Genomic DNA, 16,750 nt, shown 5'->3' on the forward strand with positions numbered 1-16,750 from the left:
CATGCCTTCGCCCGAGCCGACCTTCGTCCTCGTCCACGGCGCCTTCGCCAACTCGTTCTCGTTCGCACCCCTCCAGGGCGAGCTGGCCCTGCGCGGGCTCCGCTCGCTGGCGGTCGACCTCCCTGGCCACGGCTTCGGCGCGACGTTCCCGCCGGCCTACCAGGCGCCTCAGGACCTCGCCGCGCTCGCTTCGGCTCCCGGCGGGATCAAGGGCGTGACCCTCGCCGACAACGTGGCTCACCTGGTCTCGGTGCTCGAGCGGGCGAAGGCGCACGGCCCGGTGATCGTGGTCGCGCACAGCCGTGGCGGGATCACCCTGACCGCGACCGCCAACGCCCGCCCGGACCTGATCGACACGATGGTCTACGTGTCGGCCTGGGCGCCGGTGGAGCTGGATGCGGTCGCGTACAACGCCGAGCCGGAGATGGCCTCCTTCGACGCCTCCGCGCTGATCGGCGCGGCCGCCGCCAACCCCGCCGACGTCGGCCTGCTGCGCTGCAACTTCCGCACCGCCTCCCCCGAGGTGCTCGCCGGCCTCAAGCACGCCTTCATGGCCGACGGCACCGACGACGAGTTCCGTACGTTCCTCAACACCTTCCAACCCGACGAGAACCTCGACGCCGGCGGCCCCGAGGACCGCGCCCAGGCGGCCACCTGGGGCACGGTCCCCCGCGTGTTCGTACGCCTCAGCGAGGACGTCAGCATGCCGCCCGCCATGCAGGACCGGCTGATCCGCGAGGGCGACGCCCTCACCCCCGACAACCCGTACGCCGTCCACACCCTCGAGTCGAGCCACCTCCGCTGGCTCGTCCACCCGGCCCCGGCCGCCGACCTCCTCGCGGAGATCGCGGCCGGCTGACCGGGGTCCCTCCAGCGGCTCAGGTCAGGACGAAGGTGCTGGAGCGTCGTCCCACGGAGCCACCGACGGTGAGCGCACCGCGGTCGTGCCGGAGGTAGTCACCACGGTCGCTGGCCACCTGCAGCGAGATCCCATCCCTGACCGGGATCCGGCGGAAGCTGGCCTCAGCGGCGTACGCCGGTCCGGACTCGACCGGGTCGATCCGCACCGTGCCGCCGGTGACCCGGACGTACCTGTCGGGGAAGTTGACCGACTGCAGCGACTCCGTGTCGTCGCCCGCGAGCCCTGGGACGAACCGGAACTGGCTGTCGGCGAGCTCCCTCGGGGCACGGTCCACCCGCATGACGTACTCGTAGTGGCGTACGAACGAGCCCGGCGCGTCCAGCGGGGTGAGCCGCACGATCGGGCCGCCCTTGCCGACCGGGACGCCGAACATCGGCGTGCCGTCCTCGTGCCACACCACCTTCTGCACGCGCGCGTGCCGGTTCGGGTCGTAGAGCGGGTCGCCGGTGATGTCGCGGTAGTCGCGGGCGTGGTAGACGAGGACGTCGGTCACGCCGTCGGCGGCGACCGTGAACGAGTTGTGCCCGGGGCCGTACTGCCCGGTCTGCTCGTTCGTGGTGAACACCGGGTCGGGGCTCTTGGTCCACGATCCCGGGTCGAGCAGGTCGGCGTCCGCCGAGGCGGTGAGCAGGCCCATGCAGTAGCGCGCGTCGGTGGCACTGGCCGAGAACGTCATGAAGACGCGGCCGTTGCGGACCAGCACGGCTGGCCCCTCGTTGACCTTGAAGCCCTGCACCTCCCAGCTGCGGGTCGGGGTGGCGATCCGCGCCGGGAACGTGCTGATCGCGAAGGGCGAGCTCATCTCGGCGATGTAGAGGCTGGTGTTCACCGCGATCTCGGGTTCGCTCTGCGCCCAGACCAGGTAGCGGCGGCCGGCGTGCTCGAAGGTGGTGGAGTCGAGGGCGAAGCTCTGCCACGGCGTGATGATCTGCTGAGGAGCACCCCAGCCCGCCGGGTCGCGCGGGTCGGCGAGCGTGGACTCCATGACGTACATCCGGATCCGGAAGACGTCGTCGGAGTCGCCGGCCGCGAAGTAGATGTACCAGCGGCCGTCGATGCGGTGCAGCTCCGGCGCCCAGATGTGGCCGCCCATCTTCCCGCTGGCCGGTCGGCGCCAGACCACCGACTCCGCCGCGGCGGCGAGGCCGGCGAGCGAGGCCGACCCTCGGACCACGAGACGGTCGTACTCCGGCACCGAGCCGGTCAGGTAGTACATCCCGTCGACGGGCCGGGTGACGAACGGGTCGGCGCGACGCTCGACGAGCGGGTTGAGGGTCGGGACGCCCCAGATCTCGGCATCGCTGGGGATCGCCCCTGACGGTGCGGCGGCGGCAGGCGCGGCGTACCCGGCGACGGCGGCAGCCGCCCCGAGGCCGACCCCGGCCTGCAGGAGGTGACGCCTGCTGAGACCGGTCCGGAGACCGAGGTGAGTCAAGTGGTTCAGGCGGTCGGACATGGGTGCTCCCCTACCGGGTCTGGATGCGGATGAAGGTGACGGAGTACGGATCGAAGGTGCGCGTGAAGGTGCTGTCCACGCCGCGGATGGTGCTGGTCACCGGCTTGATGGGCTGCGCCGTGCGGGTGTTCTGCTCCTCCGGGTCGCCGCTGATGACGGTCATCTCCGCCCTCGAGGCGACCTTGACGCCGAGGTCGATGCGCGTGACCGCCGGCTCGGCCTGGGCGTTGACGACCTTGACGAGCAGGTCGCCGGTCGCCGCGTCACGGGTGACCACCTGGGCGAACGGCTCGGTGACCTGACCGTCGTCGAACTCCTGGAAGAGCTGGCCGTCGAGGAAGAGCCGCACGTGGGTGCCCCGGACCTCGATCCGTACGTCGTAGGTGCGTCCGGTCTCGACCGAGTGACCCTCACGGGCGACCAGGGTCTCCTTGCCGCCGTTGGTGGCCTTCTCGACGACGGTGCGGGTGTTGTTCCAGCCGCCGATGTTCCACCAGTAGAAGTTGCCGGAGTCCTTCACCCCGAAGGCGATCAGGAAGCCTTCCGAGCCGGACAGCTTCTTGGCCTTGAGCTCGAGGTCGTAGTCGCTCGCGGTGATGTCCGCGGCCTTGACCAGGGTGTCCTGGGCGCCTGCGTCCGTCTGGGTGTAAGCGCCATCGACGACCGACCAGCTCCCTCGGTTGGCCAGGGAGCTCCAGCCCTCGGCGTTTCCGTCTTCGAAGTCGTCGGCGAACAGGGAGGTCCCGTCGGGCGCGGTGACCGACACGTCGTCGTACGCGGCGGAGGTGGCCCAGGTGGAGAGGCCGATCCCACCGGTGATCGGCTTCGGCTCGACCACCTTGCCGCTCGCCTCGCTGGGCACGACCCGGTCGCCGACGTTGTTCATGAACAGCTTCTGGATCTCGTAGTTCGCGGAGCTCCAGGACTGGTCGTTGTCGAACCAGATCATGTCCGGGCGCCACTGCACGTGGTCGACGTTGGCGAGCAGCGGGGCGTAGGAGGCCAGCTTCACCACATCGGCGTTGCGCTCGAGGCCTGTCATGTACGCCGCCTCGGACAGCGCGTTGAAGAGCTTGTTGCCCTGGGAGGCGTACTCGCCGAGGAACACCTTCGGCCCGCTTCGGTCATAGCTGTCGTAGCGGTCGTTGTTCTGCAGGAACCAGGTCGGGGAGTTGTAGTAGTGCTCGTCGACCATGTCGACGCCGGCCGCCTTGTTCTGCGCCCAGTGCTGGTCGAAGAGCGCGCCCTGGTCGTCGGGGCCGGAGTTGCTGATGATCGTGATCTCCGGGTAGCGCTCCGCGATGGCCGCGCGGAACTTCTCGAACCGCTCGAAGAATTCCTTCGGCAGGTTCTCCTCGTTGCCGACGCCGAGGTGGGTGAGCCCGAACGGCTCCGGATGCCCCATCTCGGCGCGCAGCGCGCCCCACTCGGAGTCGACCGGGCCGTTGGCGAACTCGATGAGGTCGAGGGTGTCCTGGATGTGGCGCTGCAGCAGCGCGTCGTCGTCGGTGGCCTTGTTCTGGCCACAGCCGGTGACCAGCGCGGGGACGACCGGCAGCGGCATCGCCCCGATGTCCTCGGCGAACTGGAAGTACTCGAAGTAGCCCAGGCCGTAGGACTGGTTGTAGCCCCAGAAGTTGGCGTTGGTGGCCCGCTCCTCGACCGGGCCGACGGTGTCCTTCCACTGGTAGGCGCGGGCCCGCTGCCAGCCGGTCGCCTCGTCGTAGCCGGCCATGCTGCCGGTGTTGACGAGGCAACCACCGGGGAAGCGGACGAACTCCGGCTCGAGCGCCGCGATCTTCTCGGCGAGGTCCTTGCGCAGCCCGTTCTCGCGGCCCATGAAGGTGTCCTCGGGCATCAGCGAGACCATGTCGAGGCGGAGCGTGCCGGTGCCCCCGCCCTGAAGCCACAGCCTTGCGGAGTCGGTCGTGGAGCTCGCCGTGAAGGTCCCGGCGTACTTCTTCCAGGTGTCACCGTTCACCTGGAGCCGGACCGGATCGGCGTACGAGGTGGCGCCGGACTCGTCGCGCAGCGACACGGTCAGCGGCGTACCGCCGGCGGTGTCCGAGCGCGCCCAGACCGAGAAGTCGTAGCTCTTGCCGGCCTCGAGAGCGACCCCGTTGTTCCAGCCGCCGTTGGAGACGCCGTACGTCCCGCCGCCGGTGTTGGCCAGCGTGAGCTGCAGGTAGGTGCGGTTGCGCTCGTTGAGCCGGGAGCCGTCGTTGACGGCGGTGGCGGTGCCGCTGCCTCCGCCCTCTGCTCGCGGGGTCCAGCCGGTCATGCCGGTGAACGAGCGGTTGTCGACGGGCAGGAACTCGAAGGACCGGTTCCGGACCAGCTCGGCGTAGAGACCGCCGTCGGCGGCGTAGTTGATGTCCTCGAAGAAGACGCCGTACATGCTGTCGCTGATCTCGGGACCGGACTCGGCGGGACGGGCGGTGATCGTGTAGTCGGGATCGACAGCGGCGGGACGGCGATCCGCCGCCAGGGTGGGGGCTGCGTACGCAAGGGGTAGGGCCAGGACGGCGGAGGCGGACAGGACGGTCAACACACGGGGGTAGCGCATTTCTGGTCTCCTCAGGACACGCGGTAGACGGTGCGGATGCGGTCCAGCTCGGCCTTGGTCACCGGCAGGACCGTGCCGTGGCGGGGGCGGCTGGGAAGCTGGTAGTCGCTGGAGATCTGGAAGAAGCCCGAGTCGAGGTCGGTGGTCTCGAACGGCACGTACCCGCGGCCGCCGAACTCGTCGATGAAGAGGTACCACTTGTCCTCGGTGTTGGACTTGAAGATCGTCGGCCCCTCGCCTCGGTCGATGCCCGGGTTCTCGGCGGTGGCCTTGCCGATGCACTCCGCGACGAAGTCCCAGTCGAGGTCGAGCAGCGAGGTGGCCTTCTCCTCGACGATGAACTTGCTGCAGGGCGTGGTGGAGGTGTTGTTCCGCTCGTCCTTGGTGAACCGGTAGAAGGTCCCCTCGTGCTCGACGACGGTCGAGTCGATCACCGAGTAGCCCGGGTCGATCCACACCTGGGGCTCGCTGAAGGTCCGGAAGTCCCGGGTGGTGACGTAGACCATCCGGTTGTGCGTGTTGCCGGCGTGCTCGGGGTCCGACTCGTCGTAGAGCTTGGAGGCCCAGAAGACGACGTACGCTCCGATCCCCTCGTCGTAGTAGGCCTCGGGCGCCCACGTGTTTCCGGCCTGGGGCGACGACACCCGGACGTGTCGCTGCTCGGACCAGTTCACCAGGTCCGTGGACTCCCAGACCTCGATGTAGCGGCTCCCGTGCCGCTGGGCCGCGTCCCAGTCCCCGTTGCCGTAGATCTTGAGGTCGGTGGCGATCAGGTAGAACTTGTCGCCCTCGGGCGAGCGGATGATGAACGGGTCGCGTACGCCCTTGTCGCCGTACTGCGACCGGAGCACCGGCTGGCCGCCGTTGAGCTCGTCCCAGTGGAGCGGGTCGTTGCCCTTGCTGGCCGCGAGGTAGACCTGCTCGCCGTCCGCGGTTCCCTCGCCCGTGAAGTAGGCGAAGGTGTAGCCCTCGAGCGGCTCCTTCTTCGGCAGCGGCAGAACGGTCAGCCGGAACTGCCGCTTCTCCTTGACCTTGCCGAGGCTCACGGTGGCGTTGAGTGCCAGGCGGACGGCCTTCTTGCCGTACGCCGGCCGGTTCACCTCGCCGGTCGGGGTCACGACGGCGGGCTCACTGGACGTCCAGCTCACCGTCGTGCCGTGCAGGCCTTCGGTCGGCAGGGTGATGTTGCCGCGGATCTCGTCGGCGTCCCAGACCCGGAGCGCTGCTGCGGCTCGGGTGACCTTCTCCTCGTCGCTGATGTCGGCCGGCACGTTGATGGTGAACTCCTCGGGCTGGCCGGCGGAGCCGTGGGTTGCGGTGGCGGTGAGGGTCACGGTGGCGTCAGGACTGCCGTAGGGCGGGCGGGTGACGTCGCCGGTCGCCGAGACGACGGCAGGGTCGGAGGAGGTCCAGGTGAAGGTGGACCCGTTCGGGCCGCTGGTCGGGAGCGAGAGGTCACTGACGACGCGGGACGTGTCACCGAGGTCCAGCCAGGCGAGGTCGCGCGCGACGCGCTCCTCGTCGGTGACGTAGCCCAGCTCGTGGACCTCCGCCGCCGTCAGCGCGTGGTCGTAGATCCGGAAGTCGCGCAGCTGTCCCTTCAGGTAGCGGTCGCCGCTGTAGACCGATCGGCCGAGGTAGTTCGCGGTCGTGACACCGTTGCCGATCTGACCGGGCGTGATGGTCACGCCGGTGCGGCGGGCGACCTCGACACCGTCCTCGTAGAGCACCGCGGTGCCGTCGGCGAGCGTGTAGCTGATGGTCTTCCAGGTGTCGCGGGCGAGGTTGCGGCCGGCTGTGACGGTCTGCTCGGTGCTCCAGTTGCCGGTGGCGATCGACGTCCGGTAGGCGTTGCCGGTCGTGAACAGGTAGCCGTTGCCCCAGCCGTTGGAGCCGGTGTTGCCGAGGCCCCAGATGAAGTAGGGAGTGGCCTGGTCCGCTGCGATCTTCACCTCGAGCGAGACGGTGATCGACGTCAGGCCGGCCATCACGTCGTTCGGCAGCCTGACGTGCCCGTTGGTGCCGCCGAGGGAGAGTCCCTCGCCGCCGAGCCAGGTCGCGTCGCCGGCGATCGTGCCGTTGCGGCCGGCCCCCGACTCGTCGACGACCGTGGTGCCGCTGGTCTGGTCGAGCGGATAGTGGACGACCAGCCCCGCGTCGCTCGCGCCCTGCGCGGGCGCGGTCGCCACCAGGCCGGCCAGGATCAAGGGGAGCGACGCAAGCGCCGCCAACGTCCGCGCCACATGCCTCCGGCGCCGGTTCTGCTCGGTCAGGTTCGACTGGTCCATTCGCGCGCTCCAGGGTCAGCTTTGACAACGCCGGGTCATTCTGTGATGTGACTGCCATCACAGAATGTGAGCGTTAACATAAGCAGGGGATCGGCGTGCTCGTCAAGGGCCGTCCGGCACGTGATGCGAGGGCTTGTGCGTCGCAAGCCCGTCTCGGATCCTGCCTGCGCCGACGACGCCGGCAACCCGTAGGCCGTCCACACCTCGAGGTCGAAATCGTTGTCGGGACCGGCCTCACACCTGGTTCACTTGCCCGGTGGCATCCCCCGGCTCCCTCTGGCACACCCTCATCCATCTCCGCGGCAACCCGCGCGCATGCGTGTGGACCGAGCCGATGTGGGGCCTGTCGATGGCGCTGGTGCTGCCGTACCTCTCCGTCTTCATGCTCACCCTCGGGCTGCACGACGCGCAGATCGGTCTGCTGGCGACCGCCGGCATGGTCTCGCAGGTGTTCTTCGGGCTCGCCGGCGGCATCATCACCGACCGGATGGGGCGCAGGCTGACGAACGCGGTCTTCGATGTGATCGCCTTCGTGATCCCCTGTCTGATCTGGGCATTCGCTCAGGACTTCTGGGCATTCCTGGCCGCCTCGCTGCTCAACGGCGCGCTCCAGGTCACCGCGAACGCCTGGGACTGCCTGATGGTCGAGGACGCCGAGCGCGACCAGCTCACCGGCATCTACTCGCTCGTGCGGGTCGCGGCCGACTGCTCGGCGCTCTTCGCCCCGATCGCCGCCTTCATGGTCGCGCGGTTCGGCCTGGAGCCCGCGGTGCGGGTGCTCTTCATCAACGCCGCGGTGGTGATGCTGGCCAAGATCATCCTGCTGTACGCCGCCTCCACCGAGACCCGGCAGGGCCGGATCCGGATGGAGGAGACCCGCCACGAGAGCCTGTGGCGGCTCTTCGTCGGCTACCGCGAGGCCGCGCGCCTGCTGGGCCGCTCGCACGGCTCGCTTCTGGCGCTGGCCATCGCCGCCCTGGTCGCGGCGGTCACCCTCGTCAACGGCACCTTCTGGCAGGTCCTGGTCAGCCACCACCTGCACGTGCCCGACCCGGTGCTGCCGTTCTTCCCGATGGTGCGCTCGCTGCTGTCGGTGCTCTTCCTCTTCACGCTGATCCGCCGGCTGACGTCGGGGCACGATCTCAAGCAGGCGACCTTGTGGGGCTTCGGCATCTATCTGGCCGGCCAGCTGATGCTCGTCGCGATCCCCGCCGCCCGAGGTGACGCCGACCTCGTGACGTACGCGCTTCTCGGGGTGTGCCTCCTTCTCGACAGCTTCGGCGCCGGAATGCTCTTCATGCTCTCGGAGTCGCTCGTCGCGTTCCACGTCGACGAGGCCGAGCGGTCCCGCGTGATGGCGCTGCAGCGCACCGCGGTGATGCTCGCTGCCGCCCCGTTCGGCTGGATCTCCGGTTGGCTCTCCGGGATCGACCGGACGTATCCGTTCTGGCTGACCAGCGCGCTGCTGGTGATCGGCGTGATCACCACCGTCGTCTGGTGGGCCGGGCCCCACACCGAGCCGTCGGTCGAGGTCGTGTCAGCCGATCGAGCCTGACTGGCGTGCGGCCCAGGACGCCCTCGATGCCGAGTGGGGGGTACTCCAGCAGCGTGGGCGCCGGGGCCGCACACGGAAGAGATAGCAGCCTTCCCGCATCGACGACCCCCAAACCTCGATATCTGGTAACAAATGTTCTCACCCGAGTCGTCCGAGGGCGGTCATGAGAGAGCTCGTTGTTGATCGTCGAGGTCGGTCAACGGGCTCAAGGACCGGCTTCGCCGAGGACCTTCGACCCTACGGGTGAGTTCCGTCCGCAGGCAGCGTGGCAGGTGCTGTGAGTCGTCGGATCACCTGAGGAGTCAAGGCTGATGCAGAGCATGCTGCACCGGTTCGATCGGTGGATGTATCAGGGTGGGCGGCCGAACCGGGTCGCACGAGTGTTGAACCGGATCGGCGCCGTCCAGTACCGGTACCGGATCGCAGCGCCCAAGCGGGCGGTCACGCTCGAGGTCATCGGTCGGCGTAGCGGCAAGGTCATCGCGTTCCCGTTGGTGCTCACCGAGTACGACGGCCAGCGGTACCTGGTCGCGATGCTCGGCCAGCAGGCCAACTGGGTACGCAACGTCCGCGCGGCAGACGGACGAGCCGTGCTCCACCACGGTCGTCGTGAACAGGTGCACCTCGAGGAGGTCGAACCGAGCGCCCGCGCGCCGATCCTGCGGCGCTTCCTGGAACTCGCGCCGGGCGCCAGGAGCCACGCGCCGGTCGACCGTGATGCGCCGTTGACAGAGTTCGAGCGGATCGCCCCGGACTACCCCGTGTTCCGCATCAACCCGAGCACGCGAACGTGACGACAACGAGACCGGCGAATGACAAACACAAAACCCGGCTCTTGCAGCCGTCGTGGCTGGTCAGAACCGGGTTCTTGGCGGAGCCGCCTGTCGGAATCGAACCGACGACCTTCTCATTACGAGTGAGACGCTCTACCGACTGAGCTAAGGCGGCGTACCGTCATCCGTTACCGCATGTAGCGGCTCTGGTTGAGCGGACCGGATGAGTGTACCGAGACTGCGCGCTCGACACTAAAACGGTGCGCCTCGACGTGCTCGTCGATGGTCGTGCGGGTGGGCTTGCCCTTGCCGATCAGGCGGCCCAGGCGGCGAACGCCGTGCTTCATTACTGCTCTACTCCCCTAGGAACATGGATCAACCACCGACTGCGGACGCAGTGGTGGTGATTCAATGATGACCGTCGGCGACTCATAGAGGTAGACGATCTTTCCTTGAAACGACATAGGATGTCTCTATGTTGTCGCTGCACCAGCTCCGCGTGTTCCTCGCGGTCTACGAGCATGGCTCGCTGACCGCGGCGGCCGATGAGCTCGGCTATGCGCAGCCGTCGATCTCGGAGCAGGTCAGGAGCCTGGAGCGTACGCTCGGCGTCCAGCTCTTCCGCCGGGTCGGGCGCGGGGTGGTGCCGACCGCAGTGGCCGACGAGCTGAGGCCGCACGCGGAGCGTACGGTCGCGGCCGCCGAGGACGCGCGCAAGGCCGTGCAGGCGGTGAAGCAGTTCGAGACCGGGACGATCCGGTTCGGGATGTTCGGGATCGCCCGGCTCTACGGCGGCGCCGGGCTGGTGGCCGACGTGCTCGACCGGTATCCAGGCGTACGCGTCGAGCTGATCGGGCAGAACTCGACCGAGGTCCAGGAGGACCTGCGGCGCGGACGGCTCGAGGCGGCGATGTTGCTGGTCGGCAGCGTCTCCGGCCCGGGGCTGAAGGTCACGCCCGTGGCCCGCGACGAGCTCGTCTACATCTCGGCCGACCCCGCGCACCTGGCGACGCCGGTCACCCCTCACCGGCTCTCGCTGGCCACGCTGGTGATGGCCGACACGACCTGGAGCTCCGAGGACCCCACCCGGGTCACCATCCGGAACCTGCTCCACGAGACCGGACGCAACCCACCCAGCCGGGTCGAGGTCGAGGACATCGAGACGGCGGTCGAGCTGGTGGGGATGGGGTACGCCGACAGTGTCATCGCCAAGGGAGCAGCCGAGCAGCTGCTCCCCCGGCTGGCGCCGAAGGCAGGGTGGGTGTCACTGCGGCCCCGGACGTACGACACCTTCGCCATCGTCCACCGCACCGACGCCACCCTCTCCCCCGCCGCCACCCTGATGATCGAGCTGGCCACGAAGCGGATCCAGGCGATCGCGGACCCGGTCCACCGGCGCTAGCGGCCGTTCCTTCGTCAAGGTATGCAGCCGAACGCTCACATCCCGTGCGGAGTTCCGCTGGGGATGTGTTCCTTGACCTGCATACCTTGACGAAGGAACCGCCTCAGTCTCGGCGAGGCGTCAGCACTCCAGGCCGTCGTCGGGGACCTTGCCGCCGACCAGGTAGTCGTCGACGGCGTCGTCGACGCAGCCGTTGCCCTGCATGTAGCCGGTGTGGCCGTCGCCGTCGCGGGAGACGAGTACGCCGGAGTCGAGTGCCTCCGCGAGCTTCTCGGCCCACGCGTAGGGGGTGGCCGGGTCGCGGGTGGTGCCGATGACGACGATCGGGTTGGAGCCCGCGGCGTCGATCTCCGGCTCGGGCTCGGTGGCCTTGAACTTCTCCGCGGCGCAGCCGTTGAGCATCCAGGCCAGCGCGGCACCGAAGGTGGGTGCGGCCTTCTCGAAGGCGGGCAGCTGCTTGCGTACCTCTTCCGGGCTGAGGCCGGAGGAGTCGTCGAGGCAGTTGATCGCCCAGTTGGCCTCCATCGTGTTGTCGAGGTAGCCACCTTCGGGGTCGCGGCCGGCGTAGTTGTCCGAGAGGCTCATCAGCTGGGAGCCGTCGCCCTTCAGCGCCGCCTGCAGGGCGTCGGTGAGGTAGGGCCAGTAGGACTCGACATAGAGCGGAGTGATCAGGCCGTAGAGCGCGTTGCCCGCGGTCAGCTCGCGGTCGCCGGCGGGCAGAGGCTTCGCGTCAATGTCGGCCATCAGCTTCTGGACGCGCTCGACACCCTCGTCGACGGTGTCGCCGAGGAAGCAGCTGCCTTCGTCGACGCAGTGCTCGACGTAGGAGCGGAGCGCGACCTCGAACCCCTTCGCCTGGGCCAGGTTGGCGTCGAGGACGCTCAGACCGGGCGCGATCGCACCGTCGAGCACGAACCGGCCGACCCGGTCGGGGTAGAGCTCGGCGTAGGTCGAACCGAGCTGGGTGCCGTAGGAGGCGCCGAAGTAGTCGAGCTGGTCCTCACCCAGCGCGGCCCGGAGTACGTCCATGTCCCGCGCCGCCTCGACGGTGCTGACGTGGGCAGAGATGCCGTCCTTCTGGGCTGCGCAGCCCCTGGCCATCTGGACGCCGGTGTCGGCGTAGGCCTTCTCTTCCGCGGGGGTGTCGGGGTCGGGGTCGACCGCGACGTAGGCGTCCAGCGCCTTGTCGTCGAGGCAGTCGACCGGGGTGCTCTGCCCGACACCGCGCGGGTCGAAACCGACGATGTCGTAGGAGTCGCGGACGGTCCTGCTGAACGACTGGTTGTTGTAGAGCGCGTAGTCGATGCCCGAGCCGCCCGGTCCGCCCGGGTTGATCGCCAGCGAGCCGATCTTCTTCTTGTTGGCCGGGTCCTTGATGACCGAGACCTCGATGGTGCGGCCGGTGGGGTCGGAGTAGTCGAGCGGGACCTCGAGGGTCGCGCACTCGAAGGCGCCGTTGCACTCCTTCCAGTCCAGCTTCTGGCTGTAGAAGGTCTGCAGCTCCGCCTTCGGAGCCGCGGTCGCCGCCGCGCTCGGACTCACCTGGTCGGCGTCGGGGGTGCCACCACCTCCGCAGCCCGCGAGGGCGAGCGCTGACATCACGACGAGAACGGCTTTGCGTTTCACTGGTCTCCTCCGGGCGGCAACAGCGCCACCATCATGGCTTCCAGCACCAACTGGGGCTGGACGTTGAACTCCAGCAGCTGCTCACGGGCCTCGAAGATCGCACCGATGCGCTGCAGATTGAGCTCGGGGGTCGAGTACGCGACGATCTGCTCGATCTCGCGCCGGTGCTCCTCGTTGACGAGCGTCACCGGGGCACGGGCGGCCAGGGTGATCGCGTCGCGGTAGACCGAGACCAGGTCCATCAGCCCACGGTCGATCACGTCGCGGTGACGGCGGGTGGCGCGGCGCTTCTGGTCCTTCTCGAGCGCAGACAGCGCGGGGCCGTACTCACGCGGCCGGCGTCCTCGCTCGACCACGCCGTAGCCCGCGTCGAGGTCGGCCTTCTCACGAGCGTCGAGGTCGGCGGTGACCGCGTCGGCCTCCTCCTTCGAGACCGCGGCGAGCTCGCCGGCGGCCCTGAGCGCGTCGGCCAGGGTGCGCAGCTTGGCCGGATAGGCCACCACCTGCTCACGGCGGCGCCGGGTGTCGTCGTCGCGGGCCAGCGCCTTGGCCCGACCGATGTGGCCCTGGCTGGCGCGGGCCGCATAGGCCGCGCGCGCCTCGTCGACACCGAGCGTGCGCTGGAGGAACGCGGTCACGTCAGGGGCCGTCGGGGTGCTCAGCGTGACCAGCCGGCACCGGGACCGGATCGTCGGGAGGACGTCCTCGACCGTCGGCGCGCAGAGCATCCAGACGGTGCGGGCGCCGGGCTCCTCGACCGCCTTGAGCAGCGCGTTGTTGGCCTGCTCGGTGAGCCGGTCGGCGTCCTCGATGATCAGGATCTGCCAGCGGTTGCCGGCCGGCGTGAGCGCGGACTGACGCACCAGGTCGCGGATCTCGTCGACCCCGAGGGTCAGCTTCTCGGTGCGGACCAGGTTGACGTCGGCGTGGCTGCCGGCGAGCACGGTGTGACACGCGTGGCACTGGCCGCAGCCGCCGTTCGGGCACTGGAGCGCGGCGGCGAAGGCGATCGCGGCGTTGGACCGTCCTGATCCGGGCGGCCCGGTGAAGAGCCACGATTGGGTCATGCCGTGCCCCGAGGCCGCGGTCTGCAGAGTGGAGATGATGTGGCGCTGGCCGACGAGGTTGTCCCAGACCGATGTGGTGGCGACGTTCATGCGGTCACCGCCTGGGTGAGCAGCGGCTCCAGCCGTGCCAGCACCGCCGCGTGGATCTCCTCGACAGGGGCGCGGGCGTCCAGGACCAGATAGTGCTCGGGGTTGCGCTCGGCGAGCGCGACGAACGCCGACCGCACCCGCTGGTGGAACTCGACCGACTCCTGCTCCATCCGGTCGCGCTCCTCGAACCGCGTGAAACCGGCCGTCGGGTCCAGGTCGAGCAGCACGGTCACGTGGGGACGCAGATCGGCGGTCGCCCAGCGCGCCACCTCCTCGAGCTGCGCGGCGTCCAGCACCCGGCCGGCACCCTGGTAGGCCAGCATCGAGTCGACATAGCGGTCGGTGATCACCACCTCGCCCCGCTCCAGCGCCGGGCGGACCATCGACTCGATGTGCTCGGCTTTGTCGGCGGCGAACAGGAGCGCCTCGGTCCGGTCGTCGAGGTCGCCGGTCTCCGGGGACAGCACGATGCGGCGTACGTCCTTTCCTACGGCCGTGTCGCCCGGCTCGAAGGTCAGCAGGACGCGGTGGCCGCGGGCGGTCAGCGCCTCGTGGAGCAGCCGCGACTGGGTCGACTTGCCCGACCCCTCGCCGCCCTCGAAACACACGAAGACACCGTGCTCTGCATAGACACCCGGAAACCTCACGCAGCCACCTCCGTAGCGCAAGCGCCAGAATACGGACGCGGCTGCGTGATGACCTCATGGTTCACTCGCTGACGCTCGTTCACGCAGCCACCTCCGTAGCGCAAGCGCCAGAATACGGACGCGGCTGCGTGATGACCTCATGGTTCACTCGCTGACGCTCGTTCACGAGCCCAACCTACGGGGTGGGACCGACAACCCAGACGTACGCCGCCCGGACCACCGCGTTTGAGACTGCCGAACGCGGCAGCGCCAGGTTAAGGTTCGGGTCGTCCTCACGCTGCCCCAAGGAGTCTCCGGTGATCTACGTCCTGATCGTCCTGCTGCTGGCCGCGGTCGCGGTCGCGGCCTACCTGCTCTGGAAGAGCAGGCAGCAGCCGACGGCGCAGAAGGAGCCCGACGACTTCATCGGCGACCAGCACAAGCACGCCTCCGACCAGCTGCGCCAGGTGCGCAACGGCGACGTGATCGAATACCTCGGCCACAACTGGTTCGTCCGTGGCCGCCTCGACTTCGACGAGGACGGCTACCGCTGGACCGAGCACATGCTCGACGACGCCGAGGGCAAGAAGTGGCTCTCGATCGAGGACGACGAGAGCTTCGAGGTCTCGCTGTGGCACGCGATCCCGCTCGGCGACATCGAGCAGGGCGCCGTCGGTGACCGCGATGTCATCGTCGGCGGGGTCGCCTACCGGCTCCAGGAGCAGGGCTCGGCCGCCTTCACCGCGACCGGCGCGACCGGCACGGCACCGTCCGGCAGGGCCGAGTACGCCGACTACAAGTCGGTCGACGGCAAGCTCCTCGGCTTCGAGAAGTGGGGCAGCAACTGGGAGCCCTCCCTCGGCGAGGTGCTGCAGCCGTTCGAGCTGACCGTCTACCCCTCCACCGACCGGCCCGCGACCCTGGACGACGAGTGACGCTCCTCGACGTCCCGTTCGCGGACGTACGCGGCAACACCCTGCGCTGGAGCCTCGCTCCCATCGACTGCACTCCGCTGGCCTCCCTGACGGTGGACCTCGGGGCCGGACTGACGGTCACGTTGAGCGTCCTGGGTGCCAGCCACCAGGTCGTCGTACGCCGCCACGACCGCCCGCTCCTGCACGAGACCGTCGCGTGCGGGATCGCCGAGGCCGCGCCCCTTCCCGCGGCGCACGCGGAGGGCTCCTACAGCCTCGGCTCGCACGTCGCCACGCTGGAACCCGAGGAGCTCGCCGAGCGGGCATCGGAGCTCGTGGAGCGGTTGGAGGGGCGTACGGATGCCGTCGTCGCGCACTTCCCGGGCGACCCGCACGCCGTGACCGCGCTGGCTCTCGAGGAGCTCGGCGAGCTGCAGATCACCTGGAGCACCTGGCACACCTACCCACAGACCGGCGAGATCGTCGCCACCGTCACAAGCTACCGGCCCGAGGAGGGCGCAAGTGTCTGAACCGAACGGCCCCAACCGCAAGCTGATCGGCTGGGCGATCGTCGCAGTGTGCGTCGTGCTCGCCATCATCATCGCCATCGCGGTTTCGGGCGACGGGAACAGCCCCGAGAAGTACCTGCGCAAGAACTTCGACCACGTGAGCGGCTCCGACCCCGACAACGACGCCGGGATCGTCTTCGAGGACGACGGCACGGTGACCTCGGTCGCCAACAAGATCGCCGCCGGCTCCGACGCCGACGAGAACCGGGCCGAGGGCTCCAACAGCTACCTGCGCTACGACGACGACTGGCTGGTCGTCGTGGAGCCGCGCACGCCCTCGGGATCCACGATCACGCTCTACGAGTACGACCGCGGCTACCGCCACCACAGCACCGTGATCGGTCTCTGGGGCTGGAACAGCTACTACGGCCGCAACAGCGGTGGCGGCAGCAGCGGCGGATCCTCCTTCCGCGGCGGCGGCAGCGGATCCGGCAAGTGACCACCCTCAGACTGGAGATGAACCGATGACCGACCTCATGAGCGGACTGCTGTCCACCGTCGCCTTCGCCGCCCTCGGGCTGCTCCTGCTGGTGATCGGCTTCTACGTGATCGACCTGCTCACCCCGGGCAAGCTCGGGCAGCTGATCTTCGTGGAGCACCGCCGCGACCCCGCACTGCTGCTCGGTGCCTCTGTCGTCGCGATCGCCACGATCGTGGCCACCTCGATCTACACCGCGGAGGCGGACACGCTCGAGGGGCTGCTCACGACCGCGGCGTACGGCCTGATCGGGATCGCCCTTCTGGCGGTCGCATTCGTGATCCTCGACCTGCTCACCCCGGGGCGGCTCGGTGAGCTGATGACCGACGACAAGGATGACCCGGCGATCTGGGTCGCGGTCGCGGTGCAGCTGGCCGTCGGCGTGATCGTGGCGGCCTCGATCACGTGAGCCTGAGCC

15 protein-coding genes and 1 tRNA gene are annotated in these 16,750 nt (G+C 69.0%); 8 read left to right on the plus strand and 8 right to left on the minus strand.

Annotated features, from left to right (window positions below; all coding sequences use genetic code 11):
• The first annotated feature begins 1 nt into the window (after position 1).
• Entirely contained in the window at positions 2-859 is an 858-nt protein-coding gene (locus ACIA03_RS04345; protein WP_396979593.1) for an alpha/beta hydrolase, read from the plus strand.
• 19 nt (positions 860-878) lie between these two features.
• On the opposite strand, the gene ACIA03_RS04350 is transcribed toward ACIA03_RS04345, so the two are convergent.
• Genes ACIA03_RS04350 through ACIA03_RS04360 form a run of 3 tightly spaced genes read right to left on the minus strand, consistent with a single transcriptional unit; the run spans position 879 to position 7,232 of the window.
• Positions 879-2,378 carry a family 43 glycosylhydrolase gene (locus tag ACIA03_RS04350; protein ID WP_396979595.1) on the minus strand — a complete coding sequence of 500 codons (1,500 nt, stop codon included), beginning with the start codon at positions 2,376-2,378 and terminating at the stop codon, positions 879-881.
• Positions 2,379-2,388: 10 nt separating this feature from the next.
• Complete coding sequence (locus ACIA03_RS04355) at positions 2,389-4,944, minus strand: alpha-L-arabinofuranosidase C-terminal domain-containing protein (RefSeq protein WP_396979597.1); 2,556 nt, start codon at positions 4,942-4,944, stop codon at positions 2,389-2,391.
• An 11-nt stretch (positions 4,945-4,955) separates the two neighbouring features.
• Entirely contained in the window at positions 4,956-7,232 is a 2,277-nt protein-coding gene (locus tag ACIA03_RS04360) for an immunoglobulin-like domain-containing protein (protein WP_396979599.1), read from the minus strand.
• 256 nt (positions 7,233-7,488) lie between these two features.
• Between ACIA03_RS04360 and ACIA03_RS04365 the strand changes: the two genes are divergently transcribed.
• Together ACIA03_RS04365 and ACIA03_RS04370 are read left to right on the plus strand one after the other, a co-directional pair.
• The gene (locus ACIA03_RS04365) at positions 7,489-8,787 is read left to right on the plus strand and encodes an MFS transporter (RefSeq protein WP_396979601.1); all 1,299 of its coding nucleotides are present in this window, start codon (positions 7,489-7,491) and stop codon (positions 8,785-8,787) included.
• Positions 8,788-9,098: 311 nt separating this feature from the next.
• Positions 9,099-9,581: a nitroreductase/quinone reductase family protein gene (locus ACIA03_RS04370; RefSeq protein WP_396979603.1), complete on the plus strand. Its 483-nt coding sequence runs from the start codon at positions 9,099-9,101 to the stop codon at positions 9,579-9,581.
• Between the two features lie 81 nt (positions 9,582-9,662).
• On the opposite strand, the gene ACIA03_RS04375 is transcribed toward ACIA03_RS04370, so the two are convergent.
• Both ACIA03_RS04375 and ACIA03_RS04380 read right to left on the minus strand, forming a co-directional pair.
• A tRNA-Thr gene (locus ACIA03_RS04375) sits at positions 9,663-9,735 on the minus strand.
• A gap of 13 nt (positions 9,736-9,748) precedes the next feature.
• Positions 9,749-9,907 carry a hypothetical protein gene (locus ACIA03_RS04380; protein WP_396979605.1) on the minus strand — a complete coding sequence of 53 codons (159 nt, stop codon included), beginning with the start codon at positions 9,905-9,907 and terminating at the stop codon, positions 9,749-9,751.
• 128 nt (positions 9,908-10,035) lie between these two features.
• Here ACIA03_RS04380 and ACIA03_RS04385 point away from each other — a divergent pair, with 128 nt between their 5' ends.
• Positions 10,036-10,962, plus strand: a complete 927-nt coding sequence (locus ACIA03_RS04385; protein ID WP_396979607.1) for a LysR family transcriptional regulator — start codon at positions 10,036-10,038, stop codon at positions 10,960-10,962.
• A gap of 120 nt (positions 10,963-11,082) precedes the next feature.
• Here ACIA03_RS04385 and ACIA03_RS04390 read toward each other — a convergent pair whose 3' ends face one another.
• From ACIA03_RS04390 to tmk, 3 genes are read right to left on the minus strand one after another with little or no spacing between them, the layout of a single operon-like run.
• Positions 11,083-12,588, minus strand: coding sequence for an alpha/beta hydrolase (locus ACIA03_RS04390; protein ID WP_396979609.1), 1,506 nt, complete (start codon positions 12,586-12,588; stop codon positions 11,083-11,085).
• A complete protein-coding gene (locus ACIA03_RS04395; RefSeq protein ID WP_396979611.1) occupies positions 12,585-13,745 on the minus strand; it encodes a DNA polymerase III subunit delta' in 1,161 nt (386 codons plus the stop codon). The genes ACIA03_RS04390 and ACIA03_RS04395 overlap by 4 nt, the downstream gene beginning before the upstream one ends.
• Positions 13,742-14,392, minus strand: coding sequence for a dTMP kinase (gene tmk, locus ACIA03_RS04400; RefSeq protein ID WP_396979613.1), 651 nt, complete (start codon positions 14,390-14,392; stop codon positions 13,742-13,744). Before tmk ends, ACIA03_RS04395 begins: the two co-directional genes overlap by 4 nt.
• Positions 14,393-14,688: 296 nt before the next feature.
• Between tmk and ACIA03_RS04405 the strand changes: the two genes are divergently transcribed.
• The 4 genes from ACIA03_RS04405 to ACIA03_RS04420 are packed head-to-tail and all read left to right on the plus strand — an operon-like array spanning position 14,689 to position 16,741.
• Positions 14,689-15,306 (plus strand): DUF4178 domain-containing protein, encoded by a 618-nt coding sequence (locus ACIA03_RS04405; RefSeq protein ID WP_396979615.1) that lies wholly within the window; start codon positions 14,689-14,691, stop codon positions 15,304-15,306.
• The gene (locus tag ACIA03_RS04410) at positions 15,303-15,815 is read left to right on the plus strand and encodes a DUF2617 family protein (protein ID WP_396979617.1); all 513 of its coding nucleotides are present in this window, start codon (positions 15,303-15,305) and stop codon (positions 15,813-15,815) included. Before ACIA03_RS04405 ends, ACIA03_RS04410 begins: the two co-directional genes overlap by 4 nt.
• The gene (locus ACIA03_RS04415; RefSeq protein ID WP_396979619.1) at positions 15,808-16,293 is read left to right on the plus strand and encodes a DUF4247 domain-containing protein; all 486 of its coding nucleotides are present in this window, start codon (positions 15,808-15,810) and stop codon (positions 16,291-16,293) included. The genes ACIA03_RS04410 and ACIA03_RS04415 overlap by 8 nt, the downstream gene beginning before the upstream one ends.
• 25 nt (positions 16,294-16,318) lie before the next feature.
• A complete protein-coding gene (locus ACIA03_RS04420) occupies positions 16,319-16,741 on the plus strand; it encodes a DUF350 domain-containing protein (RefSeq protein WP_396979621.1) in 423 nt (140 codons plus the stop codon).
• The last annotated feature ends 9 nt before the right edge of the window (positions 16,742-16,750 follow it).

The sequence above is a fragment of the Nocardioides sp. NPDC051685 genome, assembly GCF_044453405.1.
Lineage (GTDB): Bacteria > Actinomycetota > Actinomycetes > Propionibacteriales > Nocardioidaceae > Nocardioides.